At 38.2% G+C, this 18,275-nt stretch carries 17 protein-coding genes; 15 read left to right on the top strand and 2 right to left on the bottom strand.

Annotated features, from left to right (window positions below; all coding sequences use genetic code 11):
- Positions 1-15: 15 nt before the first annotated feature.
- On the bottom strand, positions 16-714 hold the full coding sequence (locus tag F931_RS11390; RefSeq protein ID WP_016141509.1) for a DUF1826 domain-containing protein: 699 nt from the start codon (positions 712-714) through the stop codon (positions 16-18).
- Between the two features lie 368 nt (positions 715-1,082).
- Between F931_RS11390 and dos the strand changes: the two genes are divergently transcribed.
- The 15 genes from dos to F931_RS11320 all read left to right on the top strand — a co-directional run bounded on the left by dos (position 1,083) and on the right by F931_RS11320 (position 16,800).
- Positions 1,083-2,426 (top strand): EAL domain-containing protein, encoded by a 1,344-nt coding sequence (dos, locus tag F931_RS11385; protein ID WP_016141508.1) that lies wholly within the window; start codon positions 1,083-1,085, stop codon positions 2,424-2,426.
- A 670-nt stretch (positions 2,427-3,096) separates the two neighbouring features.
- Positions 3,097-3,651, top strand: a complete 555-nt coding sequence (locus F931_RS11380; RefSeq protein ID WP_016141507.1) for a TetR/AcrR family transcriptional regulator — start codon at positions 3,097-3,099, stop codon at positions 3,649-3,651.
- Between the two features lie 166 nt (positions 3,652-3,817).
- Positions 3,818-4,513, top strand: coding sequence for a hypothetical protein (locus tag F931_RS11375; RefSeq protein ID WP_016141506.1), 696 nt, complete (start codon positions 3,818-3,820; stop codon positions 4,511-4,513).
- 127 nt (positions 4,514-4,640) lie between these two features.
- Positions 4,641-4,958 (top strand): hypothetical protein, encoded by a 318-nt coding sequence (locus F931_RS11370; protein ID WP_016141505.1) that lies wholly within the window; start codon positions 4,641-4,643, stop codon positions 4,956-4,958.
- Between the two features lie 174 nt (positions 4,959-5,132).
- Positions 5,133-5,327: a hypothetical protein gene (locus F931_RS22035; RefSeq protein ID WP_079284409.1), complete on the top strand. Its 195-nt coding sequence runs from the start codon at positions 5,133-5,135 to the stop codon at positions 5,325-5,327.
- A 250-nt stretch (positions 5,328-5,577) separates the two neighbouring features.
- Entirely contained in the window at positions 5,578-6,039 is a 462-nt protein-coding gene (locus F931_RS11365) for a hypothetical protein (RefSeq protein WP_016141504.1), read from the top strand.
- Between the two features lie 313 nt (positions 6,040-6,352).
- The gene (locus F931_RS11360) at positions 6,353-6,697 is read left to right on the top strand and encodes a hypothetical protein (protein ID WP_016141503.1); all 345 of its coding nucleotides are present in this window, start codon (positions 6,353-6,355) and stop codon (positions 6,695-6,697) included.
- A 123-nt stretch (positions 6,698-6,820) separates the two neighbouring features.
- Entirely contained in the window at positions 6,821-7,765 is a 945-nt protein-coding gene (locus F931_RS11355) for a DUF4424 family protein (protein ID WP_016141502.1), read from the top strand.
- Between the two features lie 96 nt (positions 7,766-7,861).
- The gene (gene mumR, locus F931_RS11350; protein WP_016141501.1) at positions 7,862-8,773 is read left to right on the top strand and encodes a LysR family transcriptional regulator MumR; all 912 of its coding nucleotides are present in this window, start codon (positions 7,862-7,864) and stop codon (positions 8,771-8,773) included.
- A 297-nt stretch (positions 8,774-9,070) separates the two neighbouring features.
- A complete protein-coding gene (gene ycsG / locus F931_RS11345; protein ID WP_080649484.1) occupies positions 9,071-10,324 on the top strand; it encodes an NRAMP family divalent metal transporter in 1,254 nt (417 codons plus the stop codon).
- Positions 10,325-10,358: 34 nt separating this feature from the next.
- Positions 10,359-11,123 (top strand): LamB/YcsF family protein, encoded by a 765-nt coding sequence (locus F931_RS11340; RefSeq protein ID WP_016141499.1) that lies wholly within the window; start codon positions 10,359-10,361, stop codon positions 11,121-11,123.
- Positions 11,124-11,125: 2 nt separating this feature from the next.
- Complete coding sequence (locus tag F931_RS11335) at positions 11,126-11,941, top strand: putative hydro-lyase (RefSeq protein WP_080649483.1); 816 nt, start codon at positions 11,126-11,128, stop codon at positions 11,939-11,941.
- A gap of 32 nt (positions 11,942-11,973) precedes the next feature.
- Complete coding sequence (gene ybgK / locus F931_RS11330) at positions 11,974-13,557, top strand: 5-oxoprolinase subunit B/C family protein (protein WP_016141497.1); 1,584 nt, start codon at positions 11,974-11,976, stop codon at positions 13,555-13,557.
- A complete protein-coding gene (gene bccA / locus F931_RS11325; RefSeq protein ID WP_031945519.1) occupies positions 13,557-15,275 on the top strand; it encodes an acetyl/propionyl/methylcrotonyl-CoA carboxylase subunit alpha in 1,719 nt (572 codons plus the stop codon). Before ybgK ends, bccA begins: the two co-directional genes overlap by 1 nt.
- Positions 15,276-15,579: 304 nt before the next feature.
- Positions 15,580-16,800, top strand: a complete 1,221-nt coding sequence (locus F931_RS11320) for a chloride channel protein (RefSeq protein ID WP_016141495.1) — start codon at positions 15,580-15,582, stop codon at positions 16,798-16,800.
- Positions 16,801-16,828: 28 nt separating this feature from the next.
- Here F931_RS11320 and F931_RS11315 read toward each other — a convergent pair whose 3' ends face one another.
- A complete protein-coding gene (locus F931_RS11315; RefSeq protein ID WP_016141494.1) occupies positions 16,829-18,049 on the bottom strand; it encodes a reverse transcriptase/maturase family protein in 1,221 nt (406 codons plus the stop codon).
- Positions 18,050-18,275: the final 226 nt, after the last annotated feature.

The raw sequence follows: 18,275 nt of genomic DNA, 5'->3' as shown, positions 1-18,275 counted from the left end.
ATAGAGAGAACATATTTAGCAAATCAACAGCAATCGGTACTCGCCATCTTTTTCAACAGGTGCCCGATGAACACATGGCAAAACCTTTTGAGTAGGATGATCTACTGCCAAACGCCAAATATGTCCCGTACCTAAGTTTACAGGCTGTGCATTTGGTTTAGGCTGATAATGTAAATCAAAGAAATATTCTGCCAAAAAAGCTTCAAACTCAGCATCTGGTCCGTCATGTAATGCTTTAAGCTTTTCTCTAATTTCTGGAATTAAAACTTTTTGTTGAACCTGATCATTGGGCACAATATCACTCGCAGCGCCGTGATAGGTACATAAGAATGTATCGGTTTCAATTGGGGAGCGATCAACATGAAATGAATATACATCTGTTGAAATAAAATCTAGCTCTTCATCGCGTTCATAGTGTTTAAGCAAATTAAGTACAGGTGAGGCACCAAATTCAGTTAACTGCTTGATATCTTGTAAAATAGTTTCTCTGGCTACATTGCCTTTTTCTGAAAGTTGTAGCGCTAAAAGGTCATCAACAGAAACTTCTGTAATATTTTCTTTTAACTTAAGTTTATTCACAACTTCCTTGAAGTCGCCCATCAAATTTCTATGCCAGCAAATCGCATTTGTCTCTCCTTGGAACTTTGTATTTACAAGTTCAGAGAAGCTAGAAACTTGTCTAATTTGTTTGCTGTTAGAAAAAGCATTCTTCATTGGAGAAATAAAATATTAGAGCAGGTCTAATATTATAGCCTGAGCTGAGTTGAAAATATTCCACTTTAGGTGGGTCATGGTCTCTTTGAAGCGAGTAAAACTGTGAGTATTTAAGACTTGTACCTGTTAGGCCGAAGCATGTATCGTTAGAGACTGATACTTTAAAATTATAGGAACCCTGAAAAGCGGATATCTTTTCATTAAACCTCTTAAATAAATGGATTTTATTGTGAAGAGTAGGCGGTTTTTAAACTCAAAAATATTAGATAAATAATAACTTTATAGAAAACTAAGTTTTATTGGTGGATTTTGAAATAGAGCATGACTGACAAAGAGAGTGCTTTTTTATATTTTAGGTTGATTTATGTATGTTAGCTTCGTCTTACTTTAAAAAACGTCAGAAAAACTACCGCGCCGTAAAGGACCAGCAGCTTACAATCGCAGCCAAAGCAAATATCTTTATTTGCATCATTTTTTGTTTATTTTGGACCATATATTTTGCATTCGCACAAATGTGGTTAATTGTTTATATGGATATCTTTTTTACATTGATCTCCATATTTAGCCTTTTTCTTATTTATATAAATCGCATTTCAGCGGGCATTCTTTTATCTCAAGTTGTTTTACTCGTTTTTCCAGTCATTTTTTGCTTATTTTTTGATGTGGCAACCAATGACCGTCCGCAGGTAGCTCATTTATTTTTACCCGCTGGCGCGATATTGGGGTATTTAAATTACCGTAGAAATCCAAGCTTTTTACAAATCGTTTTAATCTTATTGTCGGTCGGATGTTTTATATTTTTTAGTGGAAGCTCTTTTAATCTTGAGAGTGCTATACCGCTATCTGAAGATATTCGTGACCATGGGGGATGGATTGCAACTTGTGTGGCGACACTCATGATTTGTATTTCAATCTATACCATGCAATTAGAGATACAAACCGAAAGCTCCATGGTGCAAGACCTACGTTTAGCGCTTGCGAAGGAACAATTTGAGCTTTTCTATCAACCCCAAATAGATTCATCCGAAAGGCTGATTGGTGCGGAAGCTCTGCTCAGATGGCGTCATCCTGTTTTGGGCTATGTTCCAACACCAGACTTTATTCCAGCAGCTGAAAACTATGGATTAATGCCGGAGATTGGGGAGTGGGTATTAGCTCAGGGCTGCAAAGTTTTACAAGATTGGAGTAAACAAGCCGAGACCAAAGATCTTACGCTTTCAATTAATATTAGTGCTGATCATTTTATGCAGCCCACCTTTGAGCAAACTTTGATTGATTTGGTTCTGCAATACGGCATAAATCCATCTCGGCTCATTTTAGAAATTACTGAAAATATTGCTTTAAATAATTGTGTAAGCATGATTGAAAAAATGCATTTCCTATCAAAAAATGGAATTCAACTTTCTCTTGATGATTTTGGTACAGGTTATTCATCTTTAAGCTATTTGCAGAAAATGCCGATTAAGCAAATCAAAATTGACCGTAGCTTTGTGCAAGCAGCTTTGGAGGATAAGCGCAGTAATAAATTAGTCACAGGTATCATCAAAATTGGACTAGATCTGAACCTCAGAGTGTTGGTAGAAGGCATTGAAACGACTGAACAATTTAATACTTTTAAAGATAATGGCTGCACTGAGTTTCAAGGTTACTTATGGGGCTGTCCAATGCCACTAAATGATTTTATGGAACAATTGCCACATTTTAAAAAATAGGCAAAAGATAATTTAATAACAGGAGCTTATACGGTTCGTCGCTAAAAATTTCAAGTCAGCTACAAGAGGATGGAGAAGTTAAGTTTCCACCTTTTTTATTTTATATTTAAGTTTTTCCTTAAATATGTAATTAAATGAAAAACAATAATTAATTAAATATTTTCTATTCAATTTCACATTGACACCTTAGATATTGAAGATTACCATTTGCCTGCTGGCCTACATTGCCAGTCGGTCGTCGCGGACCGTCCCTTAGGAGCATTAAAGGTTTTATACTTTTAGTGTGTACACCCTCGTGCCCCCTCTATGGTGGAACGGAGGGGGACACCCTTGGGTGTGCTGGAGTCTTAAGGCCAGTCCGCGAACCCCCTTCGTTCTGCCACCATAATTTTAATGTCTGGCAGAACTCCAATTAAAAAGGAGTTGGCTTTGCACATCCATTATTTCTTGGCTCTCAACGCCAAAAGCTATAACGACACTACTTAAACTTTTAAAGCAGTTTGATCGCCGTAAGGTTTTCAGGCTTTAAATCACTTCGTCTAAAACTTAACTAACAATAAAACTTGAGATATGCCAAGCACAGTCTTTACGGGCTTTGCTATGCCTTTTTTCTCCCCAAAAAGTATCTCATTTAGAAACAACAAGAATTTATTTTATAACGGTAAAAACTATGCCACATTCAGATCTTTCATTCCGTGCTTTAAGCGTGCTTCACACCTCAAGATTTCTTTTTAATAAATATGGTTTTCACAATGTTGGAATAGACCGAATTATCGAGTCATCAAAAACGCCCAAAGCGACTTTTTATAATTACTTTCACTCAAAAGAGCGCCTTATTGAAATGAGCTTAAGCTTTCAAAAAGAAGGGCTTAAACATGCAGTCATTTCGATTATTTACGTGGATAAAGATTTAACACTGGTTGAAAAACTTCGCAAAATTTACTTTTTACATGCCGATTTAGATGGGCTTTATCATTTGCCGTTTAAAGCCATTTTTGAAATTTCAAAATCACATCCAAAGGCATATCAGCTTGTAGTTGATTATAGAAACTGGTTTATCAATGAAATCTACAATTTGCTTCTAACAGTGAAAAGTACTGCCACAAAGCAAGATGCCCACATGTTCTTGTTTGTAATTGACGGGGCGATGGTTCAACTTTTAGACCCAAATAAACCAGATGAAAGAGAGCGGTTGCTTGAGTATTTCTTGATGGGGTTTGGGTAGGGAGCGATTAGAAAGAGGAAAAATTTTTATAAATTGGATTAATTTTTGATTTAATCTAAAACATGCAGTTATTAATTCAAATGAATGAATTGTTATGAATATTATAAAAGGGTTTTAATGAACTTTATAGAATTAAACCCATTATTCCAAATTGTAAGATATAAATATGACCACTAAAGAAAGCTTTATATCTAAGCTTGCACGGAAAAGTAAAGAAAACAGAGGAAATATAGCCTTATGTTCTATGCTTTTTATTATTCCTTTATTTGTATTTCCTGCTTATCCTAAAAATGAATGGCAGTACGAGCTATATCAATACATTACTCAAATTATGCATGTAACTGTTGGTACAAAAGGGCCATTACCATTTTTTACGATTCTTTATAGTCTTTACATAACCATAGTCATGTTCTTTGTGGGTTGTGTTATCTGCTATTTTTTTATTAAAAAATATGGGGTTAATAAATCTTATCAAGAGGAAATTTACAAATTATTTTTTCAAGCCGAATTTGAATCTTCAAAAAAATACCCTTGGTTAGAGAAACCTTTAATCAAAAAGACATTAGTCTCAAGTTTATTTGCCCTATGTTTTATTATCGGAATTTTTCACTTTATTGAGGATGATATTACTCAGCAGAGGCCCAGACGTAGAGGTGGGCTTATAGTATTGGGCTATAATTACAGAGTGGGGGTGATGATATGGGAAATCATCATAACTGTATTTAGTATATTTCCTATTTTTTATTTTGGTCTTTTATTTCTATATATCATTAATTATTTTTTCCGCGGATTAGGTACGGGTAAGGTGACTATTCCTATAAAAGTACCGACTAAAAAACAAAAGCGAAGTAGAAAGGACTGATTTTTTCCATCAATAAATGTGACAGATTCTAACTTCTTATATCATGTAAATACGACTATCCTAATTGAACTTGAACACAACATCTTAAAGTGTTCCTTTTTAAGTTCGATTTTTAGGTATTTAAAAAATGAATAAAATGCACGTAATTTTAGCGGTAATTATTGGTTTGGTTGTGGGTGGAGTAATAGGTGCTCTAGGTTACTCTAAAACTGCCGCACGTTATGACGCGATGACCACAGCATGTGTAATGGTAAACCAAGCAGTTGAACATGGTCTCTTGCAACCAGAGCAAGTGAAAGAGTTCGGTGAGCTCACAGGCCAAAGCCTTAAAAAAGATTATGAGTCAGTTGCTTCTAAATTTAAATTCTCTGAAAAGCAATTAGGTAACGCCTCTGAAGGATCTCATTGTAGCCAGTTTATTGTTGGTGTGAATGCCGCAAAATAACCGAGAGGAAGCCCACAGAGCGTGGGCTTTTTTTATAATATTTAGTTAGGGTACCTACAATATTAACTGAACATATTATCTACAGGCTGCTATAATAATGATCACCACAAAATTTAAACTAAGCTTGCCCTAAAGGCAGGCTTTTTATATGTGTAAACAGATCTGCTAGGAAATATGAAACGTTATCTTAAACAAACTCCCACAACCACTTCTCATTGGACGACAGAGCAAGACTGCTTCTTGATAGAAAATAATTCTCTCTCAATTTACGAACTTACAGTCCATCTCCCTTTTTCCGAAGAAGAAATAAGAGTACGTAGAGCTGTGCTTGGTTTAGTTCGACGCGATAAGCAGATGAAAACATATTAATTTTACCAAATGATAAAATTCAATATGAAAGAAAATATTTCAAAGTATCTCTGTTCAAGCGTTTATTTTGTGGATGAGTTATCAAAACCATAATTTTTTTAGGTGTTTTTTTGGTGCACTTTACATAAGGCTATAACTACTTACAATTAAATCCAATAAGATTACTTTTGCTTACATGTCTTTAAGCATAATCAAACTCATAAAACATTCATAGATCAGCACTTTATAACAATAGTACGGAGAGAGGTTAATGCCAAAGTATCTAGCTGTAGCCGAAAAGGTTTATAAAAATATAAAAAAAGATAGCTTATTCACTGATGACATTACTCAGAACCTTAACTGTTTAATAAGTCAGATTCGAAAAGCTATTAAAGGAACAGAGTTTAAGCTCAAATTCAACTATATAGACTTTGAAGAAAACTTAACCAAGCCGTTAAGTGAGTGCAAGGTTCAAATTGATCTGAGTGTTATGCCAAAGTTCGCAAATGAAGGGGAATATCTTCTATGGTTAGCTGGTTTTATTGAGCGAATCACAGAAGGTGGAAAACCTAAATTACCGCCAATTTCACACTTTTTACCACCAGGTTTTAAGATGTCGAAAGATGCGTCATTTCCTGTGACTGTTACTGCTCCAAAAGAAGAGCATGCAGACATGATTATCAATTATTTTAAATCTGAGGATTTTATTAAATCTAATAAAACTCCTTCGTAAAAGAATATAGAAGCGAATGTCCACCTTGCTTCTATATACCTGCTGGTTTTAACTCAGCGACCGCCTTCTGGGGCGGTTTTTTTTGCCTGTAAATAGTGATCACACGATTTATTACTTTCCCTAAAGCTATCTTTAAGAAAATGTTAAATGTATACAAATGTGCTTGGATTAACTAATTATTTTTAAATTTCAAAACTTTAGTTATATTCTTTGGTAAAGAAAAATATACATTTTTCACATAAGCAATGTGCCACGTAACGCAATGAAACATTTAGCTGTTCATAATCTTTAAAAAAAAGAGAGCATGAATGAAATGAATGAAAACGCAGAGCTTATAAAATATATAGACGTTGCTGAGAACGTCTATGAAAGTGTCTATGAGAATAATCAATTTTCAAATAATTTGATTGTTAATCTCAACCGCATTATGGCGGAAATCAAAAAACAGGCCGAAGAAAAAGATCTGAAGTTAAAATATAATTCTATCGACTTTGAATATTGTCTGAGTTTGCCTGTAGCCGATAGAGATATAAAAATTGATCTTAGTCTAATTCCTCATTTTGAATATCGTGACGAATGCATTTTATGGCTAACCAACTTTATTGGGAAAATTAGTGTGCCTAAAAAGATGACGAGGCAGAAATTAAGTTTTCACTAAAAAATTAGAGTTTATAGAGATATATGAGTCATCACTAAAAGATTAACAACATCTACGCTTAAACAGTTATGCTTTATTGCAGATCGACATTTCATAATTAGAAAATGATATAGAGCACTTAAAATGAAAAAGTTTGCAATAACCTTTGCTGTTTTGGTTCAGTTATCAACCTATGGTTTAGCCAATGATTCTACGGGTTACGTAGGTACAGGTGGGATTCAATATCTCAAAAATTCGCAGATTGCCATGCACAGCGAAGATCTATTTATCAGTAAAAAACTGGTTAAGGTCGAATACGCCTATAAAAATTTAAGCAATAAGGACGTAACAGAAACGATCTTATTTCCGCTACCGCGTATTGATAATTTCTTTGAGTCTGATTTTGCCCATACAGAACATCTTTTGAAAAGTTTTAAGATTGTGGTGGATGGTAAAAATATAAAACCAGAGATACATGTGCGAACGTTTATTCAAAAAGATGAAAAATCACCTCTGATTGATACCACAGAAGAGTTTAAGCAGTGTGGGTTTAGTGAAAAAGATATGTTAAACCCGTGGCTACGTAATACCTATGATTATGAATATTATGTAGATAAGCTAAAACAATGTAATAAGCCACAGATACAGAAAGTTTTAGCCAATTTTAAAAAAGATGATGTAATTCCTTGGTCATCTCAAGTGATCTATAGTTGGAAACAAACCTTTAAAGCCAATAGTTTGACTAAAATTTACCATGAATATAAACCGTTGGTTGGTGGTTCTGTTGCGCTCTATCCAGATGAATATAACCAGCAATTTTGTATGAATAAACAATTTAAGCAAGGCTTAAAAAAAGCCAGTGCAGAAAATTCGCCGTTTAGTGCTTTGGGCTATATTTTGACGACGGGTGCAAATTGGGCAAAGCCGATTGAAAACTTTAAGCTCACCATTGAGCGAGATAAAGATGAACTAGTGTCATTTTGTTGGGATGGACCAGTCAAAAAGATTAGCCTAACTCAATTTCAAATGATCAAAACCAAGTTTGTGCCTAAAAAAGATTTGGATATTATTTTTGTGAGAGTGAAATAGGCCAAACTCAAATAAAAATGCATAAATGGGTAGCCTAATCACGCTAACAACTCCCATACTATAAAAGTAGGGACGTTTATTAAGACAGGATGACACGTGAATTTAAAGAATCTGGAAGCATTTTATTGGGTTGTGACTTTAAATAGCTTCAATAAAGCGGCGACTAAATTGCAAACCACTCAGCCTGCGGTCTCTCAAAAAATCACAGCTCTTGAAAATGAATTAGGTTTTAAAGTTTTAGATCGAAACTATCGACAGTTTAAGCCGACTCATAAAGGCTTAACTTTATTTAAGTACGCCGAAAAATTTATGCGCCTAGAAACAGATCTGGTCGCAGAACTGACAGAAAATCAGCACCTGACGGGTACTATTCGTTTAGGAGTTTCCGAAACTATTGTTTATACATGGTTGGTTGAATATATCGAAAAGGTTCAACAAGAGTTCCCAAAAATTTCAGTCGAGATTGTGGTGGACCTTACACCTAACTTACAAGAAGGCGTTCGGACAGGCGACTTAGACATGGCATTCTTGCTTGGGCCAACTTTAGCTTTTGAATGTATTGAACAGACTTTGTGTGACTTTGAACTAAGTTTCTTGGCTTCACCGTCATTTAAAGGCGGAGTTGCTCAAATGTCTTTTAAAACTCTCATGTCACATACCATTTTAACTTATCCAAAAATTACCTATCCCTATAAAGAATTAAAAGCCCGAATGAAAGAACAGGGGATTGATGAACCACTTTCAATTACCAGTTATTCATTGGCAACTTTATTGCGTTTAGCCGAGCAGGGTTTAGGTATTGCTGTAGTGCCGACCTTAACGGCGTTAAAAGAAATTACCGATGGGCGACTAGAAATATTAAATACGCCTATTCAGTTAAAAACCTTTCATTTCACCTCGATTTACATTCAAGGAAACGATGTGGCTTTAAAAGAGAAATTGACCGAAGTTGCAGTTAAGGTATCTGAATGCGCTATGAAAAGACTCAATGAGCAAATAAAAAAATAAGCTGTTTTGTATGTAAAACAATAAAGGCAGCTTATTAACTTCAATAAGTAGAGCTTATCTTGATTTTTTAATAAAGAATAAATTATTTAAAATCAGTCATTTAAATTTTTAACTTAATGTAAAAAGCCTTATTGTCCGTAAGGATGAGCTATGTTTTTATTTTAGCTACAAGATTTGATCACCGATTGTGTTGATTGGGGAACAGGGAATCTTTGTCATTTTAAAGGATTAAAGAATATCGTTTAGGACAAAAATGGTGTTCTTAATTCAACTTGAAAATAGCGTTGTTAAGCTCAAATGGATGAGGAACGCATTAATATGTCTTTACTGAAATCTTCTTTTTTATCAGATCGCCAATGGGCCATTGTAGCCTCTATCTTTATGATGGCGACCTCTGCAATGGGGCCCGGATTTTTAACCCAAACTGCTGTATTTACAGTCAAGTTAGGGGCGGCATTTGGCTTTGCCATTTTAGTTTCCATTCTGATTGATTATGTGGTTCAACAAAATATTTGGCGAGTGGTCACACTGACTCAAATGCGTGCATCAGACATTGCCAATAAAGCATTACCGGGTAGTGGTTATTTGCTGGCATTTTTAGTGATCTTGGGTGGTTTTTTCTTTAGTGTCGGTAATATTGCAGGTGCAGCTTTAGGCTTAAATGCACTTTTTGGTCTAGACACAAAGTGGGGCGGTATTTTAAGTGGTGCGTTAGCTATTTTGATTTTTGCATCAAAAAAAGCAACGCTTGCCATGGATAAAAGCATGATTGTGTTGGGATTACTTAAAATCCTACTGATTATTATTGTTGCCGTTATTGTAATGCCTCCTGTTGGGCAAGCTGTACATCAAACCTTCGCTCCAGATCAAATCGACTTTGCCATTATTACTACCATTGTCGGCGGTACAGTGGGTGGCTATATCTGCTACGCGGGTGCACACCGTTTACTCGATAAAGGCGCGGTTGGCCCTGAAAATATTGATGAAGTTGCTAGAGCTGCGACCAAGGGTATTGTTGTGGTCGGCATCATGCGCTATGTGTTGTTCTTGGCATTTTTAGGTGTGGTGGTGAGCGGTGCAACGATTGATTTAGCCAGCCATGATGCCAATCCGGCAGCTCAAGCATTCCAATATGCAGCAGGTACATTCGGTTTTAAATTATTTGGTTTAATTTTCTGGGCAGCAGGGATTAGTAGCACCATTGGCGCAGCATATACTTCAGTTTCATTCTTTACTGCGTTTAAAAAGAACTTAACCCCAAAGCAAACCAACTATACGACCATTACCTTTATCGCATTGGCTTTGTTGCTCTATGTGGTATTGGGTGCAACTCCGGCAGGTCTACTCATTTTTGTAGGTGGTTTTAACGGTTTGGTGTTGCCAATTGGCCTTACAATTTTTGTGTATGTTGCTGCATGCCGTAAAGATTTAATGGGTAATTATAACTATCCAAAATGGTTGCTTATTTTGGGTGGGTTAACATGTCTGTTGACATGGTGGATGGGCTATATGTCGTTTACGACAGTGTTTAACTATTTGACCAAGCTTTAAGCCAGACTGCGTGAAGTGATAAAGGAATAATGCCATGTTTGTAGATTTAAATAGTGATTTGGGTGAAAGCTTTGGCTCATGGAAAATGGGTAATGATGATCAGATCTTACCTGTTGTGACCAGTGCCAATATTGCTTGTGGCTTCCATGCTGGCGACCCGCTCGGCATTTTAAAAACGGTTCGTAAAGCTGTTGAGCTGGGTGTGACTATTGGCGCTCACGTGTCTTATCCAGACCTTGTAGGCTTTGGCCGCCGTAATATGGATTTGTCGCGTGACGAACTCATTGCCGATGTGCTTTATCAAATTTCTGCACTCGATGGTTTGGCGAAAGTAGCAGGCTCAAAAGTGCAATATGTTAAACCGCATGGCGCACTTTATAACACTATTGCACATGACCAAGTTCAAGCAGCAGCAGTAATTGATGCTATTAAAATGTATAACCCTGAACTGGTTTTAGTGGCTTTGGCTGGGTCAAACTTAGTCGAGCAGGCACGTGCGGCTGGTTTAAAAGTTGTGTCAGAAGCTTTTGCAGACCGTGCTTATAACAGCGATGGTTCATTGGTATCTCGCCGTCTCGAAGGTGCGGTTTTACACGACTCGGCATTTGTTGCGAGCCGTGTGGTGTCTATGCTTAAAGATGGTGGGGTTGAGTCAATTGATGGTGTATTTACCCCAATTCAAGCCGACACCATTTGCTTACATGGCGACACCGACGGTGCGCTAGAGATGTCGGCAGCCATTAAAGCCGAGCTTGTAAAAAATAATATTGAAATCCGCCCGTTTGTAAATAAAGCATAAGGATGAGCACCATGTATAAGGATATTAAAGTCGACCCAGCTCAGCTTGAAGCCGCTTTAGATGCGCGTTTAAAAATCCGTGCTGGTTTTGATAAACCGACAGCAGGCATGGCGGCTGGCATGACGCAGGTCAACATGATTTCGGTGCCAAAAGAGTGGGCATATGACTTTTTACTATACGCACACCGTAACCCGCAAAGCTGTCCGGTGCTTGATGTGCTCGAAGAAGGCATCTATACAACTAAGCTTGCGGCAGATTCTGACATCCGCACTGACTTCCCACGTTATCGCATTTGGAAAGATGGCCAAATGATCGATGAAGTGACCGATGCAAGAGAGATTTATAATGCTCATCCTGATTTGGTGACTTTCTTAATTGGTTGCAGTTTTTCGTTTGAAACCGCTTTGCAAGAAGCGGGGATTGAAGTTCGCCATATTCATGACGATACCAATGTGCCGATGTATCTAAGCAATATCAAGTGTGAACCGGCAGGACGTATTTCAGGAAATATGGTAGTTTCCATGCGACCAATTCCATCACATCAAATTAGTGAAGCAGTAAAAATTACCTCACGTATGCCAAGCGTGCATGGGGCACCTGTACATATTGGGCACCCTGAAAGCTTAGGAATTTTGGATGTAAATAAGCCTGACTTTGGTGATGCTTCCCGCATTGAAGCAGGTGAAATTCCAGTGTTTTGGGCATGTGGGGTAACACCGCAAGCAGCCGTTATGAACTCGAAAATTCCTTTTGCGATTAGTCATGCACCGGGTCACATGTTTATTACCGACATTCCTGACCGCGCTTGGATTGGCTAATTGGACTAAAGAAGAATTAAAAGGATAAGCAAATGCGTTTTTTATCGGTAAACGCCGATTGTTTTCTGATTGAGCTTGCGAGCCTAGAAGAAACTTTGGCGTTATACAATAAATTGCAAAATACGCAATTGAATGGAATTAAAGACTTAGTCCCTGCTGCAAAAACAATTTTGGTTTTTTTTAACGAGATCGAAACTAACTTTAAAACGCTGGTCGCTTCAATTCAAAGGCTCAAAATTGATTCTGGATTTGAGCGTAGCAGCCAAGAAGTGATTGTGCCGATTCGTTACGATGGCGAAGACCTTGCACAGGTTGCAGAACTACAAGGTTTGTCTGTGGCTGATGTGATTAGAAAACATCACCAAAGCGTGTGGAATGTGGCTTTTATTGGTTTTGCGCCGGGCTTTGCTTATATGAGCAGTCCCGATAAGCCTTTTACCGATATTCCACGTTTAACGGTTCCGCGTAAAAAAATACCGTCAGGCTCTCTGGGTTTGGCTGGAAAATACTCTGGTATTTACCCAAAAGACAGCCCAGGTGGTTGGCAGCTGATTGGGACTACATCGGAAAAAATGTGGGATTTAGAGCGTAAAAATCCAGCACTACTTTTACCGGGCATGACCGTGCATTTTGAAGATGTCACGCATAGTCCAACAACTGTAACTGTACCGCAGCAAATCACTCGTACAGTTGAGCCGAAACAATCTGTGCCGTTATTTACGATCACTGCACCAAGTTTACAGATGCTTATTCAAGATGAAGGGCGCTTAAATCAGACCAATATTGGCGTTGGGGTTGCAGGTGCAATGGACTTATCTGCCATGCATAGTGCTAACCGTATTGTGGGTAATCCAACCGATACACCAGTCATTGAAGCTTTAAAGGGTGGCTTAAAAGCCAAAATGCAGCATGCAGGTGTTATTGCGGTGGCTGGGGCTATTTCGAACATTCGTGTGAAATTTGCCGACGGGCAAACCGTAGACTTTGCAAGCTATCAACCGATTGATTTGGATGTAGGCGATGAATTTCAAATTCAGCCACCGACGGCAGGTTTAAGAAACTATTTGGCAGTTCGTGGTGGTATAGACGTTGAGCCAGTACTCAATAGTGCTTCGTTTGACAGCTTGGCTGTGTTAGGCCCAGAACCATTAAAGCTTGGAGATACTATTTATCAAGGGCAGGTCAAAGCAGCCAACATTAGCGTAAATGAAGTGGGCAAAAGTGACTTGCCGCAAGCTGGCGAAGTCGTTGAGCTAGATATTGTGATGGGGCCACGCACAGACTGGTTTGAACAAGACAGTATTGAACTACTGTGTCAGCAAGAATGGCTCGTGACCAATGAAAGCAACCGAGTCGGGCTAAGACTTTCAGGTGCAGAGCCTTTAACTCGCAAAATTACCCATGAGCTGGAAAGTGAAGGCACATGCATTGGTGCTTTGCAGATTCCACCGAGCGGCCAACCCGTTTTGTTTATGAATGATCACCCTTTAACGGGCGGATATCCAGTCATTGGCTCTGTTGCTAAACACCATTGGGACTTGGTGGCACAGATTCCAGCAGGTTGCCGTATCAAATTTAAAAAAATTGCCGAATTTACAGATTTTGAGAATGAATGATGAATACAGAAAAATTATTGATTGCTAACCGTGGTGAAATTGCCGTTCGTATTATTCATGCTTGCCGTGATATGGGCATTTCATCAGTCGCGTTATATGCAGATGATGACATCGGCAGCATGCATGTCGAACTTGCAGATGAAGCATGGGGTTTGGCTGGTGCAACTGCCAGTGAAACCTATTTAAATATTCCTGCCATTATTGAAGTTGCCAAGAAATCGAAAGCGACGATGGTGCATCCGGGTTATGGCTTTTTATCTGAACGGGCTGAGTTTGCCCAAGCTGTGATTGATGCAGGTTTAAAATGGGTCGGGCCATCTCCAAGTGCCATAGAAAAACTAGGCGATAAAATCGAAGCACGTAAAATTGCTGCTTCGGTCGGTGCACCGTTAGTTCAAGGTACGCAAGACCCACTCAACAATGCAGATGAAGCTTTAGCGTTTGCTAAACAGTTTGGTTTACCCATTGCCATTAAAGCGGCATTTGGTGGCGGTGGCCGTGGCTTAAAAGTTGCGTGGAAACTCGAAGAAGTCAAAGAGCTTTATGAGTCGGCAGTACGAGAAGCAAAAGCTGCCTTTGGTCGAGGTGAATGTTTTGTCGAGCAATATCTCGATAAACCGCGCCATGTAGAAGCGCAAGTGATTGCCGATCAGCATGGAAACATTGTGGTGCTTGGTACACGCGATTGTTCGTTGCAACGCCGTAACCAAAAGTTAGTCGAAGAAGCACCAGCGCCATTTATTAGCGATGAGATTTACCGGCAAATTTTAACCTCGGCAAAAAATATTTGTCAGGCCGCAAACTATGTGGGAGCGGGTACAGTTGAATACTTACTGAGTCGCGACGGCAAGCTTTCATTTTTAGAAGTAAACACCCGTTTGCAAGTTGAGCACCCAGTAACTGAAGAAACCTCAAAAGTCGATTTGGTGGTTGAGCAAATTCGCGTGGCACAAGGCCATGAACTTTCTATTAAAGAAACCCCAAAAGCGCAAGGTCATGCGATTGAGTTTCGTATTAATGCCGAAGACCCCGCACGTGGTTTTATTCCTGCGTTTGGTGTGTTGAGCTTATTCGAGGCACCGTTTGGTCATGGTGTACGAGTGGATACAGGCGTGCGTACTGGCTCTTTAGTGTCGAGCCACTTTGACTCACTCATGGCAAAACTGATTGTGACTGGTCCAACCCGTGAAGTTGCAATTGCTCGCGCCAAACGTGCATTAAAGCAATTTAAAATTGAAGGTGTAGCTTCGGTTTTAGATTTCCACCGTGCAGTACTTAATGAACCTGACTTTACCGATGAATTTAATGTCCATACACGCTGGATCGAAAACGACTTTAAACAAGAGTTAAAGCCAACTAAACGGGGCATTCCAAATCATCAACAACCGATGTTGCTGAGCTATATTGAAATTGATGGCAAGTTACACCGTTTAGGTTTACCTGCGGGTATGTTTGCACAAGGCCCAGCAACCGCAGTTCAAGCCCAAACCGCTGAACCAGAAGTGAGTGCTGAGCATTTACTTGCCCCAATTAATGGTGTGATTAGCACTTGGAAAGTCGAAAATGGTGAGCAAGTCACCGAAGGCCAAGTGGTTGCCATTATGGAAGCTATGAAAATGGAAGTGCAGGTACTGGCGCATCGCAGTGGTGTTATTCAGCTTAGTGCGGAGAAAGGCGCGACCTGTCATGCAGAAACTGTGATTGCTAGCATTGATTGAGATTTAAATAAGAGATTTGGCCTAATTGAGCGTGACTTTAATGTGGTCAAATCCAATGCTTATTTATTCACTTAGTTAATTGTTTTTCACAGTACTCGTTAACTATTTTCAACTTGAAAAATAGCGCCAATTATGAGATATTTGTCACAGTTTAGTGATACCAAAAATTAATCACTGTATTGAAAGCTCGCATATGCGGGCTTTAATTTTTAGCCCAGTTTAAGCATTTCTCACTTAATGAACTGGCAGCATAAAAATAATTTGAGAATTTGGCATCCACTCAAAGGCGAATTGAAGAAAGCGAATGAAAATTCTACCTTCATCTGAATATGATCAAATTCTAAAATACAGTGTCTATTGGCTCGTCATTTCGATTGTGATTGGAGTCGTAGCAGGGCTAGCCTCGACCTTAATTTTTGTTGCCTTTGATATTTCAAACAAAGTCCGAAGTCTGCATCACTGGCTCATCTACTTTTTGCCTTTTGTGGGTTTTGGTATTGGTTACCTCATTAAAAAATATGGATCGCCGATTGAACGGGGAACCCATTTACTGATTGATGAAATTCATCAGCCGAAGTCGTTTATTCCAAAACGAATGAGCCCTATCATTTTTATTACCTCAATTTTAACGCAGTTGTTTGGTGGTTCAGCAGGACGTGAGGCGCCAGCAGTTCAGCTTTCGGGTGCATTAATTGACCACCTGAGCCATATATTAAAAATCTCGGAAGATAACCGAAAAATTTGTTTAATCGCCAGTATTGGTGCTGGCTTTGCAGGGGTGTTTGGCTTGCCTTTGGCGGGCGCGATCTATGGTTTAGAAATTACAGCTTTAGGTAATTTAAGATATTCAGCCATTTTCCCGTGTTTTGTGTCGGCGCTTATTGCTTCGACCATTCCTGAACTATTCGATATTGTTCATCCGCATATTTTTTATGTGATTAGTGAGTTTCCAGCGATTCATTTTGGCACACTCATGAGTTTAATTGTGGCGGGACTAATTTTTGGTTTAGCTGCACGTTTCTTTATTGCCGCCATTCATTTTGCCAGTGACGTCTTTTATAAATATATTCGCTATTTGCCTTTAAGAACCATGGTCGGCGGTATTGTCATTATGCTACTTACTTTATTCACCGCACATCAGCAATACAACGGTTTGGGTACAGATAAAATCATTTCATCTTTTTATGTACCGATTGAGTATTACGACTTTTTTAATAAGACCGTTTTTACCGCCATCACTTTAGGTTCAGGTTTTAAAGGTGGGGAAATTACGCCGTTATTCTATGTAGGGGCGACATTAGGGAATGCTTTAGGGGCAATTTTAAACTTACCAATTTCATTGCTTGCAGGCTTAGGTTTGGTGAGTCTGTTTTCAGGGGCAAGTAAGGCGCCGTTAACCTCTATTATTTTAGCCATTGAGCTATTTGGAATGAATGTTGCGACTTATGCCATTATTACTTGTTTGTTGGCAGCGTTATTTTCTGGAAATTGTGGGTTGTATCGCCGTAAAAAGTTGATGGATTGATTAAGCCTTTCTAAGGAAGTTGAGTAGATTAAGTTAAACCAAGAAATTTTCTATTTTCACTAGAAAGTGAACTTAAGTTAATATTTAAACCACCAACTCCGTATATTCTATGGAGAACTTTCTGATGTAAATCAATCATGTGGTTTTCAAGTTCAGTATAGTTAGTAATACAATCTGAGTATGCAGCTTTATATCCAGATATACGTGATTCAATAGCAATCCCAAGATTAGCTAACTTAATATTACTATCCAGTAGTTGTTTGATTGAGCCTAATTGTAGTAATTCCGTACGGATCATTTGTAATTGTTCATTTGTCAAAATAAGCTCATAGTCAGCATTACATTTTTTCTTACTTAAACCTAATCCCAAGAACTCAACTGTTTCGTTTGGGTTGTAAATTACTGTCTTTGAATTTAATTCACCAAGTAGGGGAATATCTAAATCTAATTTTTTTAAAGATGTACGGCAAAAACTGTCAATTTGTTCACATTCATGCTTACTCTTAGCAAAGAAAATTAAATCATCGGCATATCTTACAGCCCTAAAACCAGTAGCTTTAATTTCATTATCAAAAGTTCCTAAAAATAAATTTGCAAAAAAAGGAGACAAAGGCATTCCTTGACGGACACCATGTCCTCTTCTAATTCCAAGTTTTTTAATCCTTGATCCTTGAGAATTTGAAGTAATTCGTACTTCACGATTTATTATCGAAAATAATAGAGGATGGAGGGAGCGATGTTTAACTAAAGATTTAACTTTTTCCTTAAGTTTTTCACGGTCTACATTATCGAAAAATGCAGTTATATCAGTTTTATAAACCCAATTATGCGTCTTTCGAAGTTCACAGGCTTTCTTAGCCGCATCTTTAACTGTTTTTTTACTGATAAAACCATAGCTTATACCATTATCAAGTTGATTATGATAATAATTGTTCAATACATTTAATAAGGCTCGTTGTACTATACGGTCTTCAATAGTCGGTACACAAATTAACCTATATTTACCATTCGCTTTAGGAACTAAAAACGGATGGAGATCACTAAATCCATAAGATCTATCTAACAACTTTTTTGAAATTTTTTTCAATAGCTGTTTTTTATTGTGATTAAAATCATTGAGGCTTATGTTGTTTAAATCCAATGAGCTTTTAGATTGTTTTTTTGAATTTTTCCAAATATGGTCCCAAGCTTCTTCAAGATTAGCAAGGCTCGCGACCTGAACTAATGCAGTTTTTACTTTTTTTGTCATCGTAATTCTTGCCGCAAATGTCTAACCCTAGGTTTGCGTTAAAGAGGTGGAATCTCATCCCGACTCACCACGTCATGCGCGAATGAATAGGCCAGAGACACGCCAGATACCCATGACCAACTAGTGACCGTGGTATCAGTATGCCGCTTGGATACGTGCAGCGCAACTCGCAAAGAGATGCAAACCGTAAACCGTGCAGCCGCCGCCGAGCAAATGAGAATGAGAC

This window comes from Acinetobacter pittii ANC 4050 (assembly GCF_000399685.1).
Lineage (GTDB): Bacteria > Pseudomonadota > Gammaproteobacteria > Pseudomonadales > Moraxellaceae > Acinetobacter > Acinetobacter pittii_E.
This window is presented reverse-complemented; position numbering and strand designations above follow the sequence as displayed.

What these genes read in the sequence shown, in the direction of transcription:
- F931_RS11390 (WP_016141509.1), bottom strand. Translation starts at nt 714, where the DNA reads ATGAAGAATGCTTTTTCTAACAGCAAACAAATTAGACAAGTTTCTAGC.
- dos (WP_016141508.1), top strand. Translation starts at nt 1,083, where the DNA reads ATGTTAGCTTCGTCTTACTTTAAAAAACGTCAGAAAAACTACCGCGCC.
- F931_RS11380 (WP_016141507.1), top strand. Translation starts at nt 3,097, where the DNA reads ATGCCACATTCAGATCTTTCATTCCGTGCTTTAAGCGTGCTTCACACC.
- F931_RS11375 (WP_016141506.1), top strand. Translation starts at nt 3,818, where the DNA reads ATGACCACTAAAGAAAGCTTTATATCTAAGCTTGCACGGAAAAGTAAA.
- F931_RS11370 (WP_016141505.1), top strand. Translation starts at nt 4,641, where the DNA reads ATGAATAAAATGCACGTAATTTTAGCGGTAATTATTGGTTTGGTTGTG.
- F931_RS22035 (WP_079284409.1), top strand. Translation starts at nt 5,133, where the DNA reads ATGAAACGTTATCTTAAACAAACTCCCACAACCACTTCTCATTGGACG.
- F931_RS11365 (WP_016141504.1), top strand. Translation starts at nt 5,578, where the DNA reads ATGCCAAAGTATCTAGCTGTAGCCGAAAAGGTTTATAAAAATATAAAA.
- F931_RS11360 (WP_016141503.1), top strand. Translation starts at nt 6,353, where the DNA reads ATGAATGAAAACGCAGAGCTTATAAAATATATAGACGTTGCTGAGAAC.
- F931_RS11355 (WP_016141502.1), top strand. Translation starts at nt 6,821, where the DNA reads ATGAAAAAGTTTGCAATAACCTTTGCTGTTTTGGTTCAGTTATCAACC.
- ycsG (WP_080649484.1), top strand. Translation starts at nt 9,071, where the DNA reads ATGGATGAGGAACGCATTAATATGTCTTTACTGAAATCTTCTTTTTTA.
- F931_RS11340 (WP_016141499.1), top strand. Translation starts at nt 10,359, where the DNA reads ATGTTTGTAGATTTAAATAGTGATTTGGGTGAAAGCTTTGGCTCATGG.
- F931_RS11335 (WP_080649483.1), top strand. Translation starts at nt 11,126, where the DNA reads ATGAGCACCATGTATAAGGATATTAAAGTCGACCCAGCTCAGCTTGAA.
- ybgK (WP_016141497.1), top strand. Translation starts at nt 11,974, where the DNA reads ATGCGTTTTTTATCGGTAAACGCCGATTGTTTTCTGATTGAGCTTGCG.
- bccA (WP_031945519.1), top strand. Translation starts at nt 13,557, where the DNA reads ATGAATACAGAAAAATTATTGATTGCTAACCGTGGTGAAATTGCCGTT.
- F931_RS11320 (WP_016141495.1), top strand. Translation starts at nt 15,580, where the DNA reads ATGAAAATTCTACCTTCATCTGAATATGATCAAATTCTAAAATACAGT.
- F931_RS11315 (WP_016141494.1), bottom strand. Translation starts at nt 18,049, where the DNA reads ATGACAAAAAAAGTAAAAACTGCATTAGTTCAGGTCGCGAGCCTTGCT.